Here is a 17,471-nt window from a genome sequence, read left to right on the forward strand (position 1 = left end):
TCGGCGGGCGGTTGTGGATCGAGCGGAGAGACGAGGCAGGGCGGGAGCGGGTTGTAAAGGGATGGCAAAGTCGTGTGGCGGGCCGTCCGGCAGGCGGCCGCCGGGGCCGGGGCTGCCGTTTCAGTGCCGGGCAGCAGGAAACTCCGACCGCTCGGGGCCACTGGATGCGGGAAGGCGACGCTGTCGAGACCGTGAGGACGACGTCATGAGCGGAACGAATCCGGGTCGACGTGAGGAACGGACGACCCGAAGGGACTTCGGAACGATCGGCCGCCGCTCCCCTCGGACCGGCACGGAACCGGTTACCGCGCGGAGCCCGCTCGGACTGCGCCTGCTTCTGTCCGGCGTGTTCGTCCCGATCTTCGCCGCGGCGACCGCGTACTTCGCGGTGTGGGCGGTCGAATCGGGGCCGGGGAAGAGCCCCGGGCCCGGCCCGCTGACCACCGTCGCCGCGGTGTGCGGGGTGCTCGCCCTCATTGCGGTGATCGATCTGGTGGTCGTCGTGCGACGGCTGAGGCGTGAACGAGGCGCCGCCTCGACCACACGTCGAGAGGCCGGGTGATCCCGCTACCCCCGTTGTGCGCCCGGCGCGACGGACGGGTGCGGGTATGGCGGCGTGCACATGACCGCGACGGCCGCCGCGTCATCGGTGAGCCGGCCCCCGACGTATGCGAGGAGGTCGCGGCGCAGCCGCCGGAGCAGGTCGTCGGGCGTGCGCTCGCCCCAGGTGGCGAGACGTTCGGTGAGCCGGTAGAAGGTGCCGGATTCGTCGCGGGCCTCGACAACGCCGTCGGTGTAGAGCAGCAGCAGGTCGTCCTCCCCGAAGGGGAACTTGTCGAGGACGTATTCGCCGCCGTTGAACTCGCCGAGTCCGAGCGGCGGCGCCGACGGGCTGCGGTCGAGCGGCACCACCGTGCCGCGATGCAGTTTGAGCGGCGGAGGGTGCCCGCAGTTGACCACGTGGACGCAGCCGCCGTGGTCGGGGAAGTCGAGGAGCACCGCCGTGATGAAGCGCTCCTCGCCGTTGTCTGCGCCGCCGTGCGGATCCCATCCGACGCTGCTGTCCAGGTGGGCCGCGAGGGCGGGGAGGGATGCCTGGCGGTAGGCGAATCCGTAGAAGGACCCGAGCAGCATCGCGGCGTCCCCGACCGCCGCCAGCCCCTTGCCCCGGACGTCGCCGATGAGCAGCCGGGTGCTGGTGCGGGTGCGCGCCGCGGCGTACAGGTCACCGCCGATCTGTGCCTCGGCTTCGGCGGCGAGGTAGACCGAGGCGACCGTCAGCGGCCCGATACGGTCCGGCAGCGGCCGCAGCAGGACCTTCTGCGCGGTTTCGGACACGGAGCGTACCTGACTCAGCACGCGCCTGTGCCGGTCGCGTACGGCCGTGAAGGTGACCACCACGATCGCGCCGGCGGCCAGCGCGGCGATTCCCCCGTTTCGGCTCGCCTCCCCCACCGTGTGCTGAAGCGAGGCCACCGCGAGCCGGGAGCCCACGGCCAGGACGCTGACCAGCGCCGTGAGCCGGGGGCCGGCGAACGCGGCGCTGATGGCGGGCGCCGCCATCAGCAGCGGTCCGAGCTCCACGTACGGCGGAGTCAGCGCGTCCGTGAGGGAGACCACCGCGATCAGCACGAACGGCAAGGCCACGAGGGCACGCCTCGGATGCCCCCGCACCCCCTCGAAGACGCCGCTGGCTCCCACGTCCGTCATATGGCCCTCACTCTGTGGCATACGCCGCCGCGCCAGCCCGGTGCCGCCGGGTCATGGGTCCGGTCCCATTCGAATCCATAAAAGGCCTATATCGGACCATGTAGTGACAAAATCTACATGCCGGATGGTGGGCCGGACGGTGGGTGGCGGGAAAGGTGGACTGGCACAAGGTGTGAGCGGAAGACGCTGAAGAGGACGCCCCACTTGGCCGTGAGCCGGCATGAACAGGATCATGTCGCCATGGCTGATCACCTCCATCCCCCGCCACCGGCGGTAGTACGGCTCACGCACTACGCGGAGGCCGAGAAGACGGAAATCCTCGGTGCCGGCACCGATCCCTTCGGCGTCGCGTACACAGGACTCACCTGGCTGCCGAAGGACCACCACTTCGGCGTCAGGCTGGGAGGCCGTCTCGTGGCGCATGCCGGCCTGCTCAGGCTGACCGTGTCCATCGGCGGTGACAGCACCGAGGTGGTGGGCGTCGGCGGAGTGGCCGTCGCACCGGACGTGCGGGGGCGCGGACTGGCGCGCCAAGTCGTCGCGGCGGCCCTGGACCACGCACGGACGATGGGACCGCAGCACGGACTTCTCTTCTGCCGACGGCCCCTCGTCCCCCTCTACGAACGGCTCGGCTGGCGAGCGCTGGACCAGGACGTGCATGTCGAGCAACCCGACGGGCCCGTGCTGATGCCGCTGCGGACCATGGTCACGCCCCTGCGCGACCGGGCAGGCTGGCCGGACGGAACCGTACGCCTGCTGTCCTTCCCCATGTGACAGGGCGCCCTGTCACAGCCGTGCAGCTCGTCGACGACCGCATACCGTCCGCACCGGATCCGGACGCGGAACAGCAGGCCGTGGCGCGGCGGGCCGTGCCGTGCGGCCCGCGGACGGCGGGTCCAAGCTGGGAGAGAGAGCTGCGAGGGAGAGACCATGCGGGTGGGAGTGCTGACCGGAGGCGGTGACTGCCCCGGTCTGAATGCGGTGATCCGCAGTGTCGTACGCAAGGGTGCGCAGGAGTACGCCTGGGAGTTCGTCGGGATCGCGGACGGCTGGGGCGGTGCCGTCAAGGACGTCACCCGTCCCCTGGACGTCGCGGCCGTGCGCGGGATCCTTCCGCTCGGCGGCACGATCCTCGGCTCCTCCCGCACCAATCCGCTCCGGCTCGACAGGGGCATCGACCGCATCCGCGAGACTCTCCGCGCGCACGAGATCGACGCCCTCGTCGTCATCGGCGGCGAGGACACGCTCAGCGTCGCGAGCGCGCTGTCCGACGCGGGGGTCGACCTGGTCGGCGTGCCCAAGACCATCGACAACGACGTGGGCGGCACCGACTACACCTTCGGCTTCGACACCGCGGTCGGCATCGCGACCGAGGCCATCGACCGCCTGCACACCACCGCGGAGTCGCACAAGCGCACCCTGGTCGTCGAGGTGATGGGGCGCCACTCGGGGTGGATCGCGCTGCACGCGGGCGTCGCGGGCGGCGCGAACGCCATCCTCATCCCGGAGGTGGAGTTCGATCTCGACCGGGTGTGCGCCTGGGTGGAGAGGCGTTTCGAGATCAACTACGCGCCGATCGTCGTCGTGGCGGAGGGGGCGGTCCCACGGGCCGGGCAGATGGTGGTCAAGGACGAGTCGCGCGACGAGTTCGGGCACGTGCGCCTGTCCGGCATCGGCGACTGGCTGGCCCGGGAGCTGGAGAGCCGCACCGAGAAGGAGGCGCGTACGACGGTGCTCGGCCACGTCCAGCGGGGCGGCACGCCGTCCGCCTACGACCGGTGGCTCGCCACCCGCTTCGGTCTGCACGCCGTGGAGGCCCTCAGGGACGGCGCCTTCGGCACGATGGTGGCCCTGCGCGGCACGGACGTCGTACGCGTCCCGCTCGCGGACGTGGCGGGCACGAACAAGCTGGTCCCCATGGAGCTGTACGAGGAGTTCGACGTCTTCTTCGGCACCTGACCTGCGGTCTGACGTGCGGTCACCCGTGGGGCACGACGACCACCGGGCAGTGGGCGTGGTGCAGGACGGCATGGGCCACGGGACCCAGCCGCTGCTCGGCCGCCCGCGGGCTCGCACGCCGGCCGACGACGAGCAGGCCGGCCCGCCGCGAGGCGTGCACCAGCGCGTAGGCCGGGTGGAGCAGGACGACGTCGGGCAGCACGGAGACGTCCGGGTACCTCTCGCGCGGCTCCCGGAGCACGTCGGACAGCCGCTGGACCTCCTCGTCCTCCCACGTCGCCCGGTCCTCCTCGGGTACCGCGAGCGCGGTCCAGATCGGGGCGCCGCCGAGGGACCACGCGTGCACGGCCCGCAACCGGGCCTCACCGAGTCGAGCGGCGCCGAAGGCGAAGTCCAGAGGGGACCCGGCCGCCGTGCGGACGTCGCCGACACCCACGGCCACCTCCGCCTCGTGCAGGGCGGTGGCGGGAGGCCGGGGCACGACCGCCACGGGACAGGGCGCGCCACTCGCCACCGCCAGCGCCGTCGAGCCCACCGCGAGGTCGTCGAATCCGCCGTCCCCCCGGGCCCCGACGACGAGGAGTTCGGCCGTCCGGGCGGCGGAGAGCAACGCGGCCGGAGCGGAGCCGGCCACCTGCACGCCGCTCATCGCCACACCGGGGCTCACGGCGGCGAGACCGGCCTCGGCGCGCCCCAGCACCTCCTCGCCGGACCGCTGCCAGGAGAGGGCGACCGGCGGATCGACGATGTCATCGGCGGGAGCGGGCACGGCGTGCACCAGACGCAGCTCCAGACCGCGGCGGGCCGCCTCCTCGGCCGCCCACTCGCCCGCGACGAGGCTCTCCCGGGACGCGTCGATCCCGGCCACGAGGAATCGGGTCATCCGGTCCTCCCTGCCGGCCGAAGCACCATTGTGGACGGGCCGTGACGGCGCCACCAGCCGAACCGGCCGGGCTCCCGGTGCCCTCCCCTGCCGGGGCCGTTAATGTGGCTGGCAGGTGGGCGAGACGGCTTTCGGTGGTGCGCGGGGGTTTGGAGGGTCGCCGGTGGGTGGTTCCGGGGAGTCAGGGGAGGCCCGTGTGCGGCTGCCGCAGTTGCGGTTGGACGAGTTGCTGGGGGAGCTGCAGGCGCGTCTGGACGCGGCGCGGGGTACCCGCGACCGGGTGCACAGTCTGCTGGAGGCTGTCCTCGCGGTCGGCCGGGAGCTCGACCTGGAGCAGGTGCTGTACAGCATCGTGGACGCCGCGGCGACGCTGGTGGACGCCGAGTACGCGGCGCTGGGCGTGATCGGTCCCGACGGCAGGCGGTTGTCGGCGTTCCACACGGTCGGTGTGGGCGAGGAGCAGATCGGGCGGATCGGCGCCTACCCCGAAGGGCACGGGATCCTGGGGGAGCTGATCCGGCATCCGGAACCGCTGCGGCTGGCGAAGCTGTCGGAGCATCCGGCGTCGTACGGCTTCCCGGAGCACCATCCGCCGATGAACACGTTCCTCGGCGTACCGATCCGGGTGCGGGAACAGGTCTTCGGCAACCTGTACCTGACCGAGAAGCGCGGCGGGCTGGAGTTCGACGAGGACGACGAGTCGGTGCTGGCCACGCTGGCCGTGGCGGCGGGCGTGGCGATCGACAACGCGCGGCTCTACGAGGAGTCGCGGCTGCGGGAGCGCTGGCTGCGGGCGATGGCGGAGATCACGCAGAGCCTGATGTCGGGTGCCGACCAGGCGGAGGTCCTCGGGCTGATCGCCGAGCGTGCGCGGGAGATCACGGGGGCGGCGCTGGCGGCGATGTCGACGCCGGTGAAGGGGACCGGCACGCTGAGTGTGGAGCTGGCGATCGGCCAGGAGGCGGATGCGCACCGGGGACTGGTGCTGCCGGTGCAGGGCACGCTGACCGGGGAGGCGTTCGCCGGCGGCGTACCGGTGAGCAGCCCGGACATCACGCGGGACCCGCGGGTGACGGCGGGGCCGCCGCGGTTTTCCGGCCTGGGTCCCGCGGTGGCGGTGCCGGTCGGCGATCCGGGCGATCATGTGCGCGGCGTGGTCCTGCTCGTGCGGGAGGCCGGCGGGACCGACTTCTCCGGCAAGGAGCTGGAGCTGCTGAAGGGATTCGCGGCGCAGGCCGCCGTGGCGATGGAACTCGCGGGACGGCGGCGGGACGCGGAGCAGATCACGCTGCTCGAGGACCGTGACCGGATCGCCAGGGACCTGCACGACCTGGCGATACAGCGGCTGTTCGCGACGGGTATGACGTTGCAGAGCGCGGGCCGGTTCATCGACCATTCGGGCGCCAAGGAGCGGGTGCTGCGGGCCGTCGACGACCTGGACGAGACCATCAAGATCATCAGGTCGACGATCTTCGGTCTGCGGGCGCACGACGAGGAGGCGGGCGCCGGACTGCGGACGCGGGCGGTGCAGGTGGTCGGGGAGGCCGCGCCGGTGCTGGGGTTCGCGCCCGGTGTGCGGATGGAGGGGCTGCTGGACACCCATGTGTCCCGGGAGACCGCGGACGAGGTGGTGGCGGTCCTGTCGGAGGCGCTGACGAACGTCGCCCGGCACGCGCACGCCGACCGTGCGGAGGTGGCGCTGGAGACCGACGGCAGGAGCGTGCGGCTGACGGTCGCCGACAACGGCGTGGGGATTCCCGCCGACGGGCGCCGCAGCGGGCTGGCCAACATGGCCGAGCGGGCCCGCAGACTGGGCGGCGGCCTGGAGTGGACCACACCCGAGGGCGGAGGCACCAGGCTGGTCTGGCACGCGCCGGTGAGCACGGAGGAGTCCCCGCGGCCTTCACCGGCGGAGTGACGGGGGTTTCAGCTGGGGAGTGATGGGGGTTTGGGGTGGGGGTGGCGGGGGCTTCACCGGGGTGGTGGCTCGGGCTTCGCGGTGGGGGTGGCGGGGGCTTCACCGGGGTGGTGGCTCTTCGCGGTGGGGGTGGCGGGGGCTCCACCGGAGCCGTGACCGGGCCTTCACCGGGCCTGTGACCCGGGCAGGGCCGCGTGGGGCGGGTCAGCCGTGCCGTTCGTGCTCCGCGCGCACCACGACCACCGGGCAGGCCGCGTGCTGGGCGCAGCGCTGGCTGACCGAGCCCAGCATCGCGCGGGCGAAGCCGCCGCGGCCCCGGCTGCCCACGACGAGGACGTCCGCCCCCTCCGAGGCGCGGATCAGCACTTCGGACGGATCGCCCTCGACCAGGTACTCCACCAGGTGCGCCGGGCGGTCGTCCGCGAAGACGCTGCGCAGTCCCTCCGCGAAGCGCTCTCGGGCCTGCTCCAGGTCGAACTCGGGATCGATCGCGGGTCCGGTCCAGCCGACGGCCGACGGGGTGTCCCAGGCGTGGATCGCCTCCACGACGCCGCCGACAAGTCGGGCGTACTCCGCCGCCCAGCGCAGCGCCGCGCAGGAGGACGGTGAACCGTCCACGCCCACGACCACCCGGCGTCGCGGTTCGGAGGGTTGCATGGCCACCTCACTGAGCAGTCGTTGTCCCTACGTCCACGCTGCCCGGCCCGACGCGACCGTGCCAGCCAGGGACCGTTCCGCCCGGCGGTCGGGCACCGCGCGAGGCCCCCGGTGCGGGTCGGTCAGGGGGCCGGTCGGCCCTGGTGCGGGACCAGCGGCCCATGGCCACCACGCCGGATGGCGGCGATTCTCGGAAGCGGATCAACGGATCACCGAAGTGCCCGTCGCGGCAGCGTCGCAGGAGGTGGGAGACCATGCCCCGCACCGTAACCGTCGGTCTCGACGGTTCTCCCGAGAGCCGGGCAGCCGCCGAATGGGCGGCGCGGGAGGCGAAGCTGCTCGGGCTGCCGGTGCGGCTCGTCCATGTGTGGGAGCCGGTGCCCGGTCCCCTGGCGCAGGCACCGCTGCTCGGCGCGGAGACGTATCGGCACTGGACCGAGCGGGTGCCCCGCGAGGCCGCCGAGGGGCTGCGGTTGCGCCATCCGGGTGTCGAGGTGCGCACCGGGCACCTTCCCGGCCGTCCCGCCGAGATCCTCACCGACGAGGCGGCCGACGCCGAACTGCTCGTACTGGGCTCGCGCGCCCTCGGCGGGGTCGGCGGCTTCCTGGCCGGCTCGGTCGGGCTGTCCGTCGTGGCGCACGCCGAGCGGCCTGTCGTCCTGGTGCGGGCCAGGGAACAGGCCGCCGACGAGCACGAGATGGACCCCGCGGGCATTCCCTCCGCCGCGGCCGCCTTCCGGCCCGTCGTCCTGGGCCTGGACACCGCGCACCCGGACGAGGACCTGATTCGGTTCGCCTTCGAGGCGGCCGCCCGCCGCGGTACCTCGCTGCGCGTCGTGCACGGCTGGTACCCGCCGCTGTACTACGGCTACGGCGTGCCCGCCGACGCCGAACTGCTCACGTCGCCCGCGGTGGCCGAGGCCGCCGGACTGACCGAGGCCCTGTGCCCCTGGCGGCGGAAGTACCCGGACGTCGAGGTCGCCGAGGGCTCCCGCCCCGGCGGGGCCGCCGACCTGCTCGTCGATGCCTCCCACGAGGCATCCCTCGTCGTCGTGGGCCGGCGCGAGCGCCGCAACCTCCTGGGTACCCGTATCGGGCAGGTCACCCACGCCGTCCTCCACCACGCCGCCGCCCCCGTCGCGGTCGTCCCACACCCCTGACCGGCACCACGAGCACGGCCCACCGAACACCACAGGACCCCACCCGAGGAGTGAGGATCATGAAGGCTGCGGTCGTACGGACCTTCGGCGAACCGCTGGTCGTCGAGGAGCGCCCGGACCCCGAGCCCGGACCCGGCCAGGTCCGCGTCCGCGTCGAGGCGTGCGGGCTGTGCCACACCGACATCCACGCCGCGCACGGCGACTGGCCGGTCAAGCCGAACCCGCCGTTCGTGCCCGGCCACGAGGGCGTCGGCCTCGTGGAGAAGCTCGGCGCGGGTGTCACCCACCTGTCCGTGGGGCAGCGGGTGGCCATGCCGTGGCTCGGTCACGCCTGCGGCCGCTGCGAGCACTGCCTGTCCGGCTGGGAGACGCTCTGCGAGCAGCAGGTCAACACCGGATACGGCTGCGACGGCGGGTACGCCGAGAAGATGCTGGCCTGGGCCGACTTCGCGCAGCCGGTGCCCGACGGTGTCAGTGCCCTCGACGCGGCCCCGCTGACCTGCGCGGGCGTCACCACGTACAAGGCCCTCAAGGTCGCCGGCGTCCGGCCGGCCCAGCTCGTCGCCGTCTCCGGGGTCGGCGGACTCGGCCATCTGGCCGTCCAGTACGCGAAGATCGCCGGGGCCGGGGTCGCCGCGATCGACGTCACCGACGACAAGCTCGAACTCGCCGCCGAACTCGGCGCGGACATCCTGATCGACGCCCGTACCCAGGACGTCGGCCGGGAACTCAAACGGCACGGCGGCGCGCACGCGGCGATCGCCCTCGCGGTGAACGAGGCCGCCTTCGAGGCGGTCGCCTCCGGGCTGCGGCGCGGCGGCAAGCTCGTCATGGTCGCCCTGCCCGCGCAGGGCACGGTCCGGGTCCCGATCTTCGACACCGTGCTCGGCGGAACCTCGGTGATCGGCTCGATCGTCGGCACCCGGCAGGACCTCGCCGAGGTCTTCCAACTGCACGCGGAGGGCCGCACCCGGGTCATCCGGGAGAGCCGTCCGCTCAGCGCCGTCAACGAGTCCATCGACGAGGTACTGCGCGGTCAGGTCAAGGCCCGCATCGTGTTCGACCTCGGAGAGGGAGGATGAGGACCATGGATCTGCCGCTGGTCGTCGGAGTCGACGGTTCCGAATCGAGCCTGCGGGCCGCCGACTGGGCCGCCGACGAGGCCGCTCGGCGCGCGGTGCCGCTGCGCGTGGTGTACGCCTCGCTCTGGGCGCGCTACGAGGGCGCCGCGCTCGCGCGCGAACTCGGCAAGCCGGACGACCAGGTGGAGGCTGAGGAGGTCGTCGCGGCCGCCGCCCGGCGCGCCCGCGCCCGCCACCCCGACCTGCCGATCAGCAGGGCCGCGCTGCCCGAGGCGCCCGAGTACGCGCTGGTGCGGGAGGGCAAGAACGCCTCCGCCCTGGTCGTGGGCGCCCGCGGCCGCAACGCGGTCGTCGACCTGCTGCTCGGTTCGGTCAGCCTGTTCGTGGCCGCGCACGCCGACTGCCCCGTGATCGTGGTCCGCGGCAGCCACGACAACCAGGCCCGGACCCCGGTGCACGGCCGCATCGTCCTCGGTGTCGGGGACAGTTCCGCGGCCGCGGTGCGCTTCGCCGCCGAGGAGGCCCTGCGCCGCGGGGCCGAACTGGAGGCCGTACGGGCCTGGCGGTGCCCCGCGCACGAGACCCTCGACCATCCGCTGATCGGCGGGGAGCCTCAGCGGGTGTACGAGGAGCAGGCCGCTGACGCCCTGGAGGCCGCGCTGCGCGACCTGCCGCCGGAGGTGAAGGTGCGCCGGCGCACCGTGGAGGGGCCGGCCCGCCGGGTGCTGCTGGCCGCCGCGCCGGGCGCCGACCTGCTCGTGGTCGGAGTCCGGCGCCGGGCGGGGCGGTTCGGGCTCCAGCTCGGCCGGGTCGCCCACACCGCCCTGCACCACTCGGCCTGCCCGGTGGCCGTGGTGCCCGAACGGGCGTGAGATCACAGGCCCGCCGTGTGATCGGGGACGTAGGTCTGCAGATCGCGCGGCGGCCTCTCGTAGCCGGTCGGCGGCGGCCGCTCCGGCAACCGCAGCACCGTCGGTGAGACCTCGTGGTACGGCACGGTGCCGAGCAGATGGGCGATCATGTTCAGCCGGGCGCGGCGCTTGTCGTCGCTCTCCACCACGTACCACGGCGCCTCGGAGATGTCCGTGTGCACCATCATCTCGTCCTTGGCCCGCGAGTACGCCTCCCAGTGGGTGATGGACTCCAGGTCCATCGGCGACAGCTTCCAGCGTCGCAGCGGGTCGTCCAGACGGCGCCGGAAGCGTTCCTGCTGCACGGCGTCGCTCACCGAGAACCAGTACTTGCGCAGCAGGACCCCGTCCTCCACGAGCATCCGCTCGAAGATGGGGCACTGGCGCAGGAACCGCTGGTGCTCCTCCTTGGTGCAGAAGCCCATCACGTGCTCGACCCCGGCCCGGTTGTACCAGGACCGGTCGAACAGCACGATCTCACCGGCGGCCGGAAGTTGCTCGACGTACCGCTGGAAGTACCACTGGGTGCGCTGGCGCTCGGTCGGCGCGGGCAGCGCCACGATCCGGGCGATGCGGGGGTTGAGGTGCTCGGTCACCCGCTTGATGGTGCCGCCCTTGCCGGCCGCGTCCCGGCCCTCGAACACCACGACCAGCCGGGCCCCGGTGACCCGCACCCACTCCTGGAGCCTCACCAACTCCGTCTGAAGGCGCAGCAGTTCGCTCTCGTAGGTCTTGCGCGGCAGCGCCGCCCCGTCGTCGGCCCTCACAGCAGGACACCGTACGTTCCGACGGGCGTCCGCGCACCCGGGCGGACGCGAGGGCGGCGGCGGACTCCGCTCATGCCGACGTCAGCGGCCTCGACGCCCCCTCCGGCCGGGCGAGATGGGCGGTGAACCAGTCCCGGGCCAGGTTCGCCACCGCCTCCACCGTGCCCGGCTCGGTGAACAGGTCGGTGGCGCCGGGCACGGGGACGACACGGTGGTCGCAGCGCATCCAGTCCGCCGCCAGCCGGTTGAGGCCGAGGAGACGTGTGTCCCGGGCACCGACGACGAACAGGCAGGGGGCGCGCACCCGGGCCAGCGCCGCGGGCGGGGCCAGATCGGGGCGGCCGCCGAGACAGACCACGGCGCGGATGTCGTCCTCCGCCGCGGCCTCCAGCGCGGCGCCCGCGCCGGTACCCGCCCCGCAGTGGCTCACGGGCAGGCCGGTCTCCCGGCGCAGCCAGTCGGTGGCGGCCCGCAGGCGCCGGGCCAGCAGCACGATGTCGAAGACGTTGTGCGGGGTGCGCTCCTCGTCCTCGGTGAGCAGGTCGATCAGCAGCGTGCCCAGGCCCGCCCGGCGCAGGGCGGCGGCCACGCGCTGGTGGGCCGGGCAGCTTCGGCCGCTGCCGAGCGCGTAGGCCACCGCCGCCGGTGGCGTGGGCGGCAGGGCGAGCCGTGCGGACAGGCGCACCGGACCGGTCGGCACCTCCACCTCCCGGTCCGGGGAGGGGGACTCCGAGGGGAATGCGGGGAGCGGTCCGGTGGCGGTCGCGGTGGCCCGCTGGGCCTCGGCCAGCAGCGTGGCGACCTCCGCGTCGGTGACCTGCCCGAACTCCGCGTACCAGGCCCCGACCGAACCGAGGTGGCGCAGCGGCTGGAGACAGACGACCCGGTCGGCCACCGTGCGCAGGTGCGGCAGCGCCGCCTCCGGCCCGACCGGGACCGCGAGGACCACACGCGCGGCGCCGCGGGTCCGCGCCACCCGGCAGGCGGCCTCCGCGGCGGCGCCGGTCGACAGCGAGTCGTCGACGACGAGCGCGGTCCGCCCGGCCACGGGCAGCGGCGGGCGGCTCTCGCGCAAGTGGCTCAGGCGCCGCTCCAGTTCGGCCCGCTCGGCGCGTTCGACGGTCTCCCGCTCGGCGGGATCCAGCCCGCTCTCCGCCAGGACGGCCCGGTCGATGACGCGTACCCCGTGCTCACCAAGGGCGCCGAAACCGAGTTCCGGCTGCCAGGGCACGGGCAGCTTGCGCACCACGGCCAGGTCGAGCGGAGCGCCCAGGTGCCGGGCCACCTCGAAGGCCACCGGGACGCCGCCCCGGGACACCCCGAGCACCACCGCGTCCTCGTCGCGCAGGAATTCCAGGCACCGGGCCAGGCGCCGTCCGGCGTCCGCGCGGTTCTCGTAGCGCATGCGCCGCCACCTCCTCGTACGTGGTCCCGGCGGCGCGGCGGCAGACCGCCTCGACTCCATTCGAACGCTTCCGGGATCCGAACGCCTCCGGGACGTCCGGGCCGGCGGGGCGGGTCAGCTCGTCTTCTGGTCCCAGCGCGGTCCGACGAGATCCCACTCCGCGCCCCACAGGGCGTAGCGGCGCCGGTCCAGCCGCCGGCGGAACAGGGCCGTCGATCCGAGGACCAGGCCGCCGAGGACGAGCGCCGCCGAGGTGCCGAACAGGGCGGCCTGCGCGGTCGCCTCCGCCGGGCCGGGCGGTTCGGCGGCCGGATGGCCCCGGCCGTCCTGCCAGACGGTGACTGCCGCACCGGCCGGCAGGCCCGTGCTCACCAGGGTCTGCCCGGTACGGGTGGTGCCGTCGGGGCCGGTCCAGCGGACCTTCGCCGGTGCCCGGTGGCTCGCGTTCTCCGTGGGCGTGGTCGCCGGGGCGGCCGTGAGCAGCACGGCTCGGACCGGGTGCCGGTCGGCGCGCTGCCAGGCGAGTTCCTGGCCCGCGGCGCGTGCCGCCACCGTTCCGGCGACCGCGCCGCCGACCACGATCACCAGCCACATCACCAGGATCGCCCAGGCCCTCGACGATGTCCTCGTGGCGGCGCAGCGGATTGCGGCGCCACCGCCACAGCCTGCGCCGCGTGCGCCCGTGGCCCGTCCTGCCGCTCACCGGTCGCGCCTCCCTTTCTCCCGTCTTCTCCCGTTCAACAGCCCGCTCACCAGCCCGTGCAGCCCGTGCGTCGAACGTCCTTCCGTGCGCGGCCCCACCTTTCGTCCCACCGTGGTGGCCGTTCGTCCGCCGTTCATCCCTGGCCGGTGGCGACCACCCCCTGCCGGGGGACCGGCCCGGCGGCCGGGGTCTCCTCCCCGTACTCCGGCAGCACCTGGAAGACACCGGTCAGGCCGGTGTGGCGCAGGATCCGCCGGAAGGACGAACTGCCGCTGACCAGCCGCAGCCGGCCACCGCGGGCCGAGACGCGGTTGCGGACCCGGCACAGCAGACCCAGCCCGGCGCAGTCGATGAAGGGCACGGGCCGCAGGTCGAGCACCAGGTCCGGCCGCGGCTTGTCGGTCAGCGCGTCGAGGCGCGCGGCGAGGGACAGCCGCGTGACGAGGTCGACGTCGCCGCTCAGCGTCACCACGGTCGTGGTGCCGACCATGCGTTCCGCGTGGTTCACGGCGGGCCCGGTGGGACGTTCGGACATGCCGTCAGCCAAGCCGGTCCGGCGCGGCGCGGGGAAGGGCCGTTCGGTCCCCTTCGCGGCGGCCGAAGAGCCCGCGGTCGGACCGCCCCGCGGGCACCCGCCCCTGCGGGCGGCCGATGGGGCCGACCGGCCCATGCGGAACCCCGGACCGTCGGAGAAGCTGAAGGCGTGGGCGGTCCCGGTGTCGCGCCGGAGCGCGGGCCGCGCCCGCCGGCCGCGGACCGCCGGAACCCGGCCGGCCATGAAGGCCGTCCGTCCGCGAAGGCCACCCGGAGCGAAGAGGGTGAGTTTCGGCATGAAAGGCTACGTCTTCCACGGCCCCGGGCAGTCCGCCTGGGAGGAGGTCCCCGACCCGGACCTCGAGGAGGCCACCGACGCCGTCGTGCGCGTCGACGCCGTGACCATCTGCGGGACCGACCTGCACATCCTCAAGGGCGACGTGCCCGAGGTCCGCCCCGGCACGGTGCTGGGGCACGAGGCCGTCGGCGAGATCGTCGAGGTCGGCGCCGAGGTGCGCACCGTACGGCCCGGCGACCGGGTCCTCGTCTCCTGCGTCACCGCCTGCGGCCGGTGCCGCTTCTGCCGCGAGGCCATGTACGGCCAGTGCCGCGGCGGCGGGGGCTGGATCCTCGGCCACCTGATCGACGGCACCCAGGCGGAGTTCGTCCGGGTGCCCTTCGCCGACCTCTCCGTGCATCCGCTGCCCGCCGCGGTGACCGACGTGGACGGCGTGCTGCTGGCCGACATCTTCCCGACCGCCTACGAGGTCGGCGTGCTCAACGGGCGGGTGCGGCCCGGTGACACCGTCGTCGTGGTCGGCGCCGGGCCCATCGGGCTCGCGGCGATCGCCACCGCCCGGCTGTTCGCGCCCGAGCGCGTCATCGCCGTGGACCTGGCCGCCCCCCGTCTGGAAGCCGCCCGCAAGCTCGGCGCCGAGGCCGTGGCCGACGCGCGCGAGGCCCCCGAGCAGCTGGTCGACGACCTCACCGGAGGGCTCGGCGCCGACGTGGTCGTCGAGGCGGTGGGCGTACCGGAGACCTTCGAGCTGTGCACGCGCATGGTGCGGCCCGGGGGCCACGTGGCCAACGTCGGAGTGCACGGCAAACCCGCCACCCTGCACCTGGAAGAGCTGTGGATCAAGAACGTGACCATCACCACGGGCCTGGTCGACACCCACTCCACGCCGACGCTGCTGCGGATGGCGGCGGCCGGCCGGCTGCCCACCTCCCAGCTGGTCACCCACACGTTCCCGCTGGAGCGCATGGAGGAGGCCTACGACGTCTTCGCCCACGCCGCCGAGACGGGGGCGCTGAAGGTCGTGCTCGGTGGTCCGCGGCGCGAGGTCGTCCCGGTGCCCGCGGCCTGACGGGCCGGACGCCGGGTGCGACCCTCGTGCCCGGCCGCCGGGGCCGCCCCAAGGCGGGGACACGCGGGAGAGGCGCAGAAGACACGCAGGAGACGCGGCGCGGAACGGCCGCACGCGCTCCGCCAGGTGGAAAGACGGATGACTGATGTATCGCAACGACGGGTTCCGCGAGCTCGGGCGGCAGGAGTGCCTGCGGCTGCTGGCCAAGGCGCCGGTGGGCCGTATCGTCCATACGCGGCACGCCCTGCCCGCGGTGCTCCCGGTCAACTTCGCCCTGGACGGCGACGGCGCGGTGCTGCTGTGCACCTCGGCCACCTCCGAACTGGTCCGCGCGGTCGACGGCGCGGTGGTCGCCTTCGAGGCCGACGAGGTGGACGCGATCGCGCACTCCGGCTGGAGCGTCGTCGTCACCGGCCCCGCCTCGGTGGTGACCGACCCCGCCGAGCACCGGCGCCTGCTCCACGGCGGCCCGCGGTCCTGGGTGCCCTCGCCGCAGGTGGTCTTCGTCCGTATCGAACCGGAACTGGTCACGGGCCGGGAACTCGTCGGCGGACTCAGCGTGTACGGCCTGGACCGCCTCGTCTGATCCTCGTGCCCGCCCCTCTTCGATCCCGCCGGAGGACACCATGCAGGGTTCCCAGTACACCGTCGGCGACGTGATGACCCAGACCGTCGTCGCGCTGGCCGGTGGAGCGATGTTCAAGGAGATCGTGCGGACCATGGAGCAGTGGGGCGTCAGCGCGATGCCCGTGCTGGACGGCCGGGGCCGGGTGCTCGGCGTCGTCTCCGAGGCCGACCTGCTGCGCAAGGAGGAGCTTCGTGACTACGACCCGGACCTGCCCGGCGGGCCGCCGCCCCTGGCCGGCTCGCGCCCGGCCAAGGCCCGGGCCGTGACCGCCGAGGAACTGATGAACACCCCGGCCGTCACCGTGCACCCCGCCGCCACCCTGGGCCGGGCCGCCCGCCTCATGGCCCGGCACGGCGTCAAGCGCCTGCCGGTCGTCGGCGACGACGGTGTGCTCATCGGCATCGTCAGCCGTTCCGACCTGCTGAAGGTGTTCCTGCGCGGCGACGAGGACATCGCGGCGGAGGTCCGCCGCCAGGTCGTCGTCGCCGGGCTCCTGGCGGACTCGGTGGGCGTGGCGGTGCGCGAGGGAGTGGTCACGCTCACCGGCCGGGTTCCGGACGCCTCCCTGATCCCGCTCGTCATCCGCCTGGCGCGCAGCGTCGAGGGCGTGGTGGACGTGCGGTGCGACCTCACGGGACCCCGCCGCCGCCCCCTCCTGGAACCCGATCTGGCCGACGAGCGGCCGTCGTCGCCCGCCACGGGGACCGGACCCGAGATCTGACGGTGCGCGGACCGGCCGCGCCGCGCCGGGGAGAACCCGGAGACGGCGCGACGGGAGGGGCCGAACGGTCCCCCGAACGGCCTCCCGGAAGGACCGAAGCGCTCTCGCGCCGTGCCCTGCCGGATGCGACGGTGAAGGTGGGACGCGCTGCCGCAGGAGGCGGCAGCCCCGGCGGAAGGCGGTGGGGTCGGTGGAACTGCCCCTGGTGGTGGGTGTCGACGGGTCGGACCCGAGCCTGACCGCGGTGGACTGGGCGGTGGCTGAGGCCGCCCGGTTCGGTCTCCCGCTGCGCCTGGTGTACGCGTCCCTGTGGGAGCGGTACGAGGGCGCGGTGCCGTCGGGGACGGTGGGGCGCCCCTCGGAGCAGGTGATGGCGGAGCACATCGTCGCCTCCGCCGCCGAGCGCGCCCAGCGGCGCGACCCGGAGGTGAAGGTGTCCACCGACATCCTTCCGCAGGACACGGTCACCGCCCTGCTGGGCGAGGCCGCCAATGCCTCCGTGCTGGTCACCGGCTCTCGCGGGCGGGGTCAGCTGAAGGGGCTGCTGCTGGGTTCGGTCGGTCTGGCCGTGGCGGCCCGGGCGCACTGCCCGGTCGTCGTGGTCCGCGGTGACCGGGCCGGCCTGGCCGGCACCCACGAGCGGATCCTGCTCGCCGCCGGAGACTCCGACAGCGGGCACGAGGCCGCGCGGTTCGCGTTCCGGGAGGCCGAGGTGCGCGGCTGCGTGCTCGACGTCGTACGCACCTGGCGGCGCCCCGTGCACGAGGGCGTCGGCAGCCCGGAGCTCGCCGAGGAGCCGGCCCGGCGGCACGAGGAGCGGGCCGCCGCCGTGCTGGAGGAACTGCTGCGCGAACCGGCGGCCGAGCACCGTGCGGTGCGAGTGCGCGCCGCCACGGTCGAGGGGCCGGCGCACCGGGTGCTCGTGGACCGCTCGGCCGCCGCCGACCTGGTGATCGTCGGGGTACGGCGCAGGGAGGGCCACTTCGGTCTCCAGCTGGGCCGGACGGCCCACACCCTCCTGCACCACGCGCACTGCCCGGTCGCCGTCGTACCGCAGCGGGTGTGA

The 17,471-nt window shown here is 74.1% G+C and carries 18 protein-coding genes; 11 read left to right on the forward strand and 7 right to left on the reverse strand.

Annotated features, from left to right (window positions below; genetic code table 11):
- Window positions 1–205 precede the first annotated feature (205 nt).
- The gene (locus tag TNCT6_RS30970; protein WP_172633110.1) at window positions 206–562 is read left to right on the forward strand and encodes a DUF6343 family protein; all 357 of its coding nucleotides are present in this window, start codon (window positions 206–208) and stop codon (window positions 560–562) included.
- 5 nt (window positions 563–567) lie between these two features.
- Here TNCT6_RS30970 and TNCT6_RS30975 read toward each other — a convergent pair whose 3' ends face one another.
- Window positions 568–1,710, reverse strand: a complete 1,143-nt coding sequence (locus TNCT6_RS30975; protein ID WP_141364267.1) for a PP2C family protein-serine/threonine phosphatase — start codon at window positions 1,708–1,710, stop codon at window positions 568–570.
- 240 nt (window positions 1,711–1,950) lie between these two features.
- On the opposite strand from TNCT6_RS30975, the gene TNCT6_RS30980 reads away from it, so the two are divergent.
- Together TNCT6_RS30980 and TNCT6_RS30985 are read left to right on the forward strand one after the other, a co-directional pair.
- A complete protein-coding gene (locus TNCT6_RS30980; RefSeq protein WP_141364269.1) occupies window positions 1,951–2,484 on the forward strand; it encodes a GNAT family N-acetyltransferase in 534 nt (177 codons plus the stop codon).
- Between the two features lie 156 nt (window positions 2,485–2,640).
- On the forward strand, window positions 2,641–3,669 hold the full coding sequence (locus TNCT6_RS30985) for a 6-phosphofructokinase (protein WP_141364271.1): 1,029 nt from the start codon (window positions 2,641–2,643) through the stop codon (window positions 3,667–3,669).
- A gap of 19 nt (window positions 3,670–3,688) precedes the next feature.
- Here the strand turns inward: TNCT6_RS30985 and TNCT6_RS30990 are convergent, their stop codons facing one another.
- Window positions 3,689–4,552, reverse strand: a complete 864-nt coding sequence (locus TNCT6_RS30990; protein ID WP_141364273.1) for a universal stress protein — start codon at window positions 4,550–4,552, stop codon at window positions 3,689–3,691.
- A 196-nt stretch (window positions 4,553–4,748) separates the two neighbouring features.
- On the opposite strand from TNCT6_RS30990, the gene TNCT6_RS30995 reads away from it, so the two are divergent.
- A complete protein-coding gene (locus tag TNCT6_RS30995) occupies window positions 4,749–6,470 on the forward strand; it encodes a GAF domain-containing protein (RefSeq protein WP_373996214.1) in 1,722 nt (573 codons plus the stop codon).
- A gap of 204 nt (window positions 6,471–6,674) precedes the next feature.
- Here TNCT6_RS30995 and TNCT6_RS31000 read toward each other — a convergent pair whose 3' ends face one another.
- Window positions 6,675–7,127 (reverse strand): universal stress protein, encoded by a 453-nt coding sequence (locus TNCT6_RS31000; protein WP_141364277.1) that lies wholly within the window; start codon window positions 7,125–7,127, stop codon window positions 6,675–6,677.
- Window positions 7,128–7,381: 254 nt separating this feature from the next.
- Here TNCT6_RS31000 and TNCT6_RS31005 point away from each other — a divergent pair, with 254 nt between their 5' ends.
- Genes TNCT6_RS31005 through TNCT6_RS31015 form a run of 3 tightly spaced genes read left to right on the forward strand, consistent with a single transcriptional unit; the run spans window position 7,382 to window position 10,241 of the window.
- Complete coding sequence (locus TNCT6_RS31005; RefSeq protein ID WP_141364279.1) at window positions 7,382–8,287, forward strand: universal stress protein; 906 nt, start codon at window positions 7,382–7,384, stop codon at window positions 8,285–8,287.
- 59 nt (window positions 8,288–8,346) lie between these two features.
- Window positions 8,347–9,369 carry an alcohol dehydrogenase AdhP gene (gene adhP / locus TNCT6_RS31010; protein WP_141364281.1) on the forward strand — a complete coding sequence of 341 codons (1,023 nt, stop codon included), beginning with the start codon at window positions 8,347–8,349 and terminating at the stop codon, window positions 9,367–9,369.
- Between the two features lie 5 nt (window positions 9,370–9,374).
- Entirely contained in the window at window positions 9,375–10,241 is an 867-nt protein-coding gene (locus tag TNCT6_RS31015; protein ID WP_141364283.1) for a universal stress protein, read from the forward strand.
- A gap of 2 nt (window positions 10,242–10,243) precedes the next feature.
- On the opposite strand, the gene ppk2 is transcribed toward TNCT6_RS31015, so the two are convergent.
- From ppk2 to TNCT6_RS31035, 4 genes are all read right to left on the reverse strand, one after another.
- Window positions 10,244–11,047 (reverse strand): polyphosphate kinase 2, encoded by an 804-nt coding sequence (ppk2, locus tag TNCT6_RS31020; protein WP_141364285.1) that lies wholly within the window; start codon window positions 11,045–11,047, stop codon window positions 10,244–10,246.
- Window positions 11,048–11,117: 70 nt separating this feature from the next.
- The gene (locus TNCT6_RS31025) at window positions 11,118–12,452 is read right to left on the reverse strand and encodes a phosphoribosyltransferase family protein (protein WP_141364287.1); all 1,335 of its coding nucleotides are present in this window, start codon (window positions 12,450–12,452) and stop codon (window positions 11,118–11,120) included.
- Window positions 12,453–12,566: 114 nt separating this feature from the next.
- On the reverse strand, window positions 12,567–13,046 hold the full coding sequence (locus TNCT6_RS31030; RefSeq protein ID WP_308789481.1) for a hypothetical protein: 480 nt from the start codon (window positions 13,044–13,046) through the stop codon (window positions 12,567–12,569).
- Window positions 13,047–13,288: 242 nt separating this feature from the next.
- Window positions 13,289–13,690, reverse strand: a complete 402-nt coding sequence (locus tag TNCT6_RS31035) for an STAS domain-containing protein (RefSeq protein WP_141364289.1) — start codon at window positions 13,688–13,690, stop codon at window positions 13,289–13,291.
- Between the two features lie 295 nt (window positions 13,691–13,985).
- Here TNCT6_RS31035 and TNCT6_RS31040 point away from each other — a divergent pair, with 295 nt between their 5' ends.
- The 4 genes from TNCT6_RS31040 (at window position 13,986) to TNCT6_RS31055 (ending at window position 17,471) form a co-directional block, all read left to right on the forward strand.
- Window positions 13,986–15,056 (forward strand): zinc-dependent alcohol dehydrogenase family protein, encoded by a 1,071-nt coding sequence (locus TNCT6_RS31040; RefSeq protein WP_141364291.1) that lies wholly within the window; start codon window positions 13,986–13,988, stop codon window positions 15,054–15,056.
- Between the two features lie 145 nt (window positions 15,057–15,201).
- Window positions 15,202–15,642, forward strand: a complete 441-nt coding sequence (locus TNCT6_RS31045; RefSeq protein ID WP_141364293.1) for a pyridoxamine 5'-phosphate oxidase family protein — start codon at window positions 15,202–15,204, stop codon at window positions 15,640–15,642.
- Window positions 15,643–15,682: 40 nt separating this feature from the next.
- A complete protein-coding gene (locus TNCT6_RS31050; protein ID WP_141364295.1) occupies window positions 15,683–16,405 on the forward strand; it encodes a CBS domain-containing protein in 723 nt (240 codons plus the stop codon).
- Window positions 16,406–16,595: 190 nt separating this feature from the next.
- Window positions 16,596–17,471: a universal stress protein gene (locus TNCT6_RS31055; RefSeq protein ID WP_141364297.1), complete on the forward strand. Its 876-nt coding sequence runs from the start codon at window positions 16,596–16,598 to the stop codon at window positions 17,469–17,471.

The organism is Streptomyces sp. 6-11-2, assembly GCF_006540305.1.
GTDB lineage: Bacteria > Actinomycetota > Actinomycetes > Streptomycetales > Streptomycetaceae > Streptomyces.